Here is a 5,717-nt window from a genome sequence, read left to right as displayed (position 1 = left end):
AGGTGTTGAGGATCCGGGCATCGTCGATATAGCGGATGTTTTCGATTGTCTGGCTGGCCGTCTCGGTCAGGGTGCCGAAGACCGCTCCCAGGCCGTAGTTGGAGTGCCCGGAGTAGATGATGTGCGCCCCTTCGGTCCGCAAGGCCTGCTTGAACGCCTCCTGGTTCTCGACAAACCGCACCCGGAAGGTCTTGCCCAATGCCCTGTTATGGTAGGTCCAGACCCCGTTCGCATAGGTCGCTCCCATGCTCCGGAGCATCGATTCGTACGGCGGCTTCATGTTCTTGAAGTTGTAGCCCAATGCCACATGGATGTCTTCGGTTGTTGCGGCCCCGGCCGGGCCGCTTAACGCACCTACAAGCAGTACGATCCCGAGCACCGTTCCCGCAATGCTCAACGTTCTTCGCAGCCAATGCCTCGTTACCATGTTCCCTCCTTTTGTGATGACCGAAAACAGTACCGTTCGAGACGGAAAAGGGCATGGCAGGTCGGGACACCGTGCACATAACGCTTCGCTGAGGCATAAGAGGGTCAGGCTTCTCTATAGCGACCCCTCGTCCTTCTGGCTTCAACCACGTCGCAGATTCTGCGGTAGGCGGCCCTCGCCGACGCACACTGCCGCTCTGCTGCAGCCAGCAGGCGCGGTCGTATCCGCTCCGCCGACCGCAGTGCGTCATCGAGGGCGAGAGAGAGTTTGTCGTCGAACTGTTCGCGATGCAAAAGGACAACACTGCAACACCCGTCAAACTGGTCTGCAAGCCCCAGGAACTTATGTACGTAATAGGGAGAGTGCGCCAGCCCTATGGCCGGCACTCCCTGCGAGAGCGCGAAGACCGCTCCGTGATAGCTGCCGGTGACCACGACCCTGCACTGTCCTATCTGTCTCATGACCTTGATCGGTGTGTCGAGCTGCTCCCCGCCATCGGATACCTCGCCGTACCCGGAGAGGATGCTCCGGATGGTCCGCGCATCCGACTCCTTTTCGTGCAGCGAGATGGGGACAGGCACCAGCGGGGCGTCGTGCTTCCGTGCAGTCTCCTGTACCGCCCTTTTGATCCTGTCGACCGTCTCGTCACGCACGCCGGAGTAGGGCGCAACGCGGACATTCACACCGATCCCTGTACCCAGTACGGCAGAACGAGCGTTGTATGCTGTTTCGACGGCGTCATCGCCGGTTATTGCGATCCGGTCGGGCGAGACCCCGAGCGCCGCGATGAGCGGCCGTCCGAACCGGTTCTCCCTCAGGCCGATAAGGGCTGCCGAAGGGAGGACCGCCGCGAGCTTTTTCCGCAGCGAGCCGTCCCAGACCGGCCCTATCCCCTGCCCGAACAGGGCGGTCGGCGTACCCAGCCGCGCCGCCATGCCCAGGGTATCCAGAAGCCGTATCGCGTGTACCTTGAACGCGTCCGTAATATATCCTCCGCCGCAGGCGATGACGAGATCGGCGCCGCGGAGCGCATCCCGGTAGGCGTTCAGCGCAGCCGTATCGATGCCCTCCCTCCGCAGTCCCGTGCTGATGAGGGAATGGGCGAGCGAGGGCCAGCGGTACCGCAGGGCGCCCTCCACGTGCGCTAAGTGCTGCGCTACCGGCCGGGGTACGAACCGATGGACAGGGCCGAAGACGGTGCGCTCCCGGTACCAGAGCGTTTTCCCCCGCGACAGAAGAGGACGCACACCCGGACAGTGCTCCTGCAGCCGGTCCGGGTCGCCGGTAATGACCTCGATGAGCGCGCCGGGCCAGAGGTCGGCCACCCGCGACACCGCTGCCTGGAGCAACGCCACATCGCCGCAGTTCCGGAGATGATAGCTTCCGTTGTCGATGAGAATTCTCAATGGCTGTGTCCCTATGCGCTCAGCATCTGAGCGACCCGTTTCACTTTCTGGAGAAGCGTCTGCCTGCCGGCGCGGCCCTGCCGGTTCCTCTCTATGGATACTTCGAGCGCATCGACCCAGGAGGCGGCTATGCCGCTGCTCCGCGCAGCAGCGAGTATCTGCTCGAGCTCGATGATCTGCGAAGGACCGATGCTGTGTATGCCGGCGACCTGCGCGTCGCTGACCTCGCGCTCGAAACAGGCCGGGAGCCCTGCCCCCGCGACCCGGAAATTGAGGACCGTGCGCACGCATTTTTCGCACCGGCCGCAGTTGCGGTCTTTCTGTTTCCCCTCCCAGCAGACCCGCAGAGAACGCAGCGCCTCCGGCCACCGGGAGATCGCGCGTACCTTCTCGCAGCGGGTAAAGGAAGCGCCGTCGTGGATGATCGCGAACGTGTCGCTCGAAAGCATCCGGTCCGTTACGGGATTGGAGCCGTAAGGCAGGATCATGCTGTGATACGGGTCGGAGCTCCCGATCAGCCCTGCCGCGATCCCGTCCTGGAGCACCATCACTGAAGAGGCGAGGCCGGCGCCGTGCGCGTCGTCCCAGTCGTCGTCGAGCTCGCGGAAGTTGGTCGCCAGGGGCAGCAGCTCCATATCCAGGCTCGCGAGGAGCGCCGCCGCTTTTGCGGCAGCCCGCTCGAAGACCCCGGGCTCCTCCAGGGGGATATCGAAGCCGTGCACCATGACCCCGGCAGCCAGCATGCGTATCGATCGTCCGCACTCCCCCTTCCGGTGGCGCCACGCCGTAAAGCACGAATCGACGCCGCCCGAAAAAACGACGGCGCTCTTCGTCGTTCCGGGATGGAGGCGCTCTTTCTCCGTTGCTGCGGTCATCTCCACCGCAGTATACTCTCCAGGCTTCCAGCAGGCCCAGGCAGCCTGGAACTCTTCGAGGTTCCGGAGCAGCGAGGGTGAAACCTCTCCCTCTACCCGCAGCGGGCGACCGCTCCGCATGGCGGTAAAGACGGTCGCAACGACAAAGGGATCGCAGGACTCCGTCACCCAGGGCTTCCACCGTTCCGGTACACGGTACCAGAGGGTCCGGCGTTTCGCGTCGGGGTACTCGACGACCGCCCGCGCCGTGGTCATTCCCCCGGCGGTAAGCGTATCCTCTTTCCAGAGCTGCAGCACGGTGCTCATGGGAGATAGTCCTTCGACCAGTGGAGAATGCCGAGGAGCGTCTTCATCCCCGAGACATCGCTGATCCCTTCCTTTACGGCGACCGGGGCATCGGGCGGCGGCAGCAGCTCGTCGAGCACTTCCCGGTTGAACACCTGCATGACCCGCTCGCGATACGGTTCGGCCTGTCTCCGCACCGCGAGCCACCCGGGGCTGTTTATGTCGTAGATGCGTACGTAGTACCGCCGCTCGACAGCCTTCTTCTCCTTGAGGGCGGCGGCGCCCTGCCAGGCGCGCCGCACCGGCTCGATACGGTCCGAAAGGTAGTGGGTAAGATGGTGCCGCAGCCGGGGGCGCAGCGGTTCGGTGTCTAAGGAGTTGCGGTCGAGGGGAAGCTGCGCCAGCGGGGGGAACCGCAGGCAGAAGAGCTCCTTCTGCGCCCTCCGCTCCGCCAGGGTCGCTGCCGGCATGCCGCCGGCGCTCTCGATGACGGCGCGGTCGAGCATCGGCAGGACCGGCCAGGCGCCGAAGGAGAGGGCCCAGGCGTCGCTCCCCACATGGAACCGCTGCCGGTGGTTGAGATTGAAACACCATACGCGGTGGGACTCGAGCTCTCCATATCCCTCATAGATTGCCCTTATGCGTTCAATCGTCCCGTCCACGAGGTCGCCGAAGATATCCTGCCGCAGCAGTTTCTTCAGCACGTCTGCCCTGATGCCCCAGGCGTTCACCTTTGCGAAATACTTCCCGAAACGCATACTGCGGTCTGCCGGCGTGTAGGCGAGCGTGAGAGAGCTCCCTCCCACAGCCGCATCCATTATATTGCCCATGACGACCCGCTGCGCCGTCGTCTGCAGGTGAGGTGAAAGGCCCCAGTTGACGATATTGTTGAACCCATTGCCGACATGCTCCCACGCAGCCTGGAGCCCGGCATACGCAGGGTAGCTCGTGAAAGGAAGATCCACGGCACGATGTCTGAATCCGAGAGTGCGCGCCACGGGCAGCGCGCATGCCATCTCGAGGTCGGTGCTTATGCCGAGCGTCAGCGCGGTCACCCCGGCGCCGTGCTTCCCGAGATACCCTGCAAGCATCCTCGAATCGAGCCCGCCCGAGAGCAGGAGCGCATACGCTTCTCCCGCAGGCGCATGCCGGGCGACCGCGTCGTCAAGAACGGTATCCAGGATATCGAGGTGCGCGGAAAAGGGCAGGCTGAAGTAGCGGTCCGAGACCGGGATCCTGTAGTGCAGTATCTCGCACGGCCCCGCTGCAGGACTCCAGCGGAGCAGATGTCCCGGAGCCAGGCGCCGCACCCCTTTCAGCAGCGTACGACCATCGACGAGATGCATGGTGAGGAGTATGCCGACGAGGCCGGCCGGGTCGAGCTCCTGGCGAAAGACGGGATGATGCCTGAAGAGCTCCGGTGAAGAGCCCGCCAGGAAGAGCTCCCCGTCAGAAAAGTAATACACGGGGAATATGCCGAGCAGGTCCGCGCCGAGAGTGATCCCTGCATGCGGTCCGCCGGGCTCGTAAACGGCGGCTGCGTAAAACCCGTCGAAGACCGGATAGGCGCCGGGCTCGGGTCCCTTCCAGAGGGCCCGCATCTCCGCAGCATCGACCCTTCCTGTTCCGTCGTTGCCGTAAGCATCTCCCCAGACGAGCACAGCGCCGTCCTCACCTGCGCTGCTGCTGACCGGCGCCCGCGCTGCGGCAGCCCAGAGCGCGGCGAAATCCCCTGTCGCGCATTCTCCGGGACGCAATCCGCCGACGGGAGCGACAAGCGTTCGCATCAGCTCGACGAACCGTCTGCGCCGGTCCCGGTCGGGGTCTATAATTATGATGAAGTTCGCCATTATCTCGCTATGATGCCGAGAGCGCAATGGAGCGGCAGGCCCCACCCGCTCAGGCCGGGCTTCTACTGGTTTACGATTTCGCGCTCCGGCACGGTCTCACGATCATGCTCACCGGTCTCGAGCGACCAGGAGTGGTCGACCAGGGCCGTTGCATATCGTATCGAAGGCACAAAAGAGGTCTGGTAGAATTTGCTCGTCTCGACATCGAAGACGCATGCGGTAGGAATCGCGTTGAGCTCTCCCCGTCCGTCATGGGCGGCAACGGAGACCTTGTACGTCCCGAGAGGCAGGGGAAGCTTCGGTATCGTGCAGAGCACCCGCCCTGCTCCTTCATGAAGGGTGAAGAGCTTCCTCGATGCCTTGAGATCGCAATTGGTCACCGCGATGCCGAGCTGGTTGAAGATCGTCAGCACGAAATGCACATTCTTCAGCTCCTCCTGGCTGACGAACTCCAGGACGATCTCGACAGGACGGCCGGATATCGGCATGCGGGTACGCCTGCCCTTTTCGTCCCGGAGGTAGACTGCGGTGAACTGGAGCCTCCCGTCGCCGGTCTGGAGCGGCGCCTCGGTGAGATCCATGCTGCCACCTTCCGAGAGAAAGCCCGCGAGATATTTTTCGACGATCTTCATCGAAGGTCCGCGGTCGACGATAGTGCCGCCATGGAGGATGATCGAGGCGGGACAGAGGTCGATCACGGCGCCCATATTATGGCTTACGAATAATACCGTCCGCCCCTGTTTTGAAACATCCTGCATCTTGCCGATGCATTTTTTCTGGAAGGTGGCGTCGCCGACGGCGAGCACCTCGTCGACGATCATGATCTCGGGCTCGAGGTGGGCCGCTACCGCGAAGGCGAGCCTCAGGTACATCC

At 63.4% G+C, this 5,717-nt stretch carries 5 protein-coding genes; all 5 read right to left on the bottom strand.

The annotated features are described in order from the left end of the window. The coding region (locus tag AB1805_17065; GenBank protein MEW5747141.1) for a hypothetical protein at window positions 1-427 on the bottom strand (427 nt) is incomplete at its 3' end. A 104-nt stretch (window positions 428-531) separates the two neighbouring features. Next, window positions 532-1,833: a polysaccharide pyruvyl transferase family protein gene (locus tag AB1805_17060; protein ID MEW5747140.1), complete on the bottom strand. Its 1,302-nt coding sequence runs from the start codon at window positions 1,831-1,833 to the stop codon at window positions 532-534. A gap of 11 nt (window positions 1,834-1,844) precedes the next feature. Beyond that, window positions 1,845-3,014, bottom strand: a complete 1,170-nt coding sequence (locus AB1805_17055; GenBank protein MEW5747139.1) for a hypothetical protein — start codon at window positions 3,012-3,014, stop codon at window positions 1,845-1,847. Continuing rightward, window positions 3,011-4,843: an asparagine synthase-related protein gene (locus tag AB1805_17050; GenBank protein MEW5747138.1), complete on the bottom strand. Its 1,833-nt coding sequence runs from the start codon at window positions 4,841-4,843 to the stop codon at window positions 3,011-3,013. The genes AB1805_17055 and AB1805_17050 overlap by 4 nt, the downstream gene beginning before the upstream one ends. 62 nt (window positions 4,844-4,905) lie before the next feature. Continuing rightward, the coding region (locus tag AB1805_17045; protein MEW5747137.1) for a Wzt carbohydrate-binding domain-containing protein at window positions 4,906-5,717 on the bottom strand (812 nt) is incomplete at its 5' end.

The organism is Nitrospirota bacterium, from assembly GCA_040752355.1.
GTDB lineage: Bacteria > Nitrospirota > Thermodesulfovibrionia > Thermodesulfovibrionales > Dissulfurispiraceae > JBFMCP01.
This window is presented reverse-complemented; position numbering and strand designations above follow the sequence as displayed.

Bases quoted from the DNA above. Each gene is read 5' to 3' on its own strand.
- AB1805_17055 (MEW5747139.1), bottom strand. From the start codon at position 3,014: ATGAGCACCGTGCTGCAGCTCTGGAAAGAGGATACGCTTACCGCCGGG.
- AB1805_17050 (MEW5747138.1), bottom strand. From the start codon at position 4,843: ATGGCGAACTTCATCATAATTATAGACCCCGACCGGGACCGGCGCAGA.